This window comes from Halobacillus faecis (assembly GCF_007991335.1).
Taxonomy (GTDB): domain Bacteria; phylum Bacillota; class Bacilli; order Bacillales; family Halobacillaceae; genus Halobacillus; species Halobacillus faecis.
In genome coordinates, this window is the sequence record NZ_BJYD01000025.1 from 1 (window position 1) to 582 (window position 582).

General features: G+C 51.5%; 1 protein-coding gene. It reads right to left on the reverse strand.

What is annotated here, in order from left to right:
* Positions 1-582, reverse strand: a 582-nt coding sequence (locus tag HFA01_RS13730; protein WP_174787832.1) for an NlpC/P60 family protein, incomplete at both ends; no start/stop codon positions are given.

Here is a 582-nt window from a genome sequence, read left to right on the forward strand (position 1 = left end):
GGCGGCTTGCGTTAATGGGTGCGTGAATGTTGGGCCGAGTTCTGGCTGTTCTTCCACACGTCTCGCTTCTGTATAACGAGGGCCCCAGTAACTGCTGCCTTCCATCTCTCCGACTACCACACCCCGAGAGACCGTTGGGTGAATGATCTTGTCATCTCCCCCATAGATCGCAACGTGCGTCAGACCGCTACCTTCATCTCTACTGAAGAAGACGAGGTCGCCCTCTTGAAGATCTTCTTTTGCCACAGGCTGACCAAGGTCCGCCTGATCGCTAACCGTACGTGGCAGTTCGAAGTCAACCGCTTCACTGAACACGTACTGTACAAAGCCTGAGCTGTCAAACCCTTCTGTACTGTCTCCACCAAATTTATATGGTGTTTCCACATGCTTCTCGGCTTCTTGTGTTAAGGGGTGTGTGAATGTTGGACCAAGTTTTGGTTGTTCTTCCACACGCCTCGCTTCTGTATAACGAGGACCCCAGTAACTGCTGCCTTCCATTTCTCCGACTACGACACCTTGGGATACTGTTGGGTGAATAATGTTGTCATCTCCACCATAAATCGCTACGTGGGTCAGGCCACT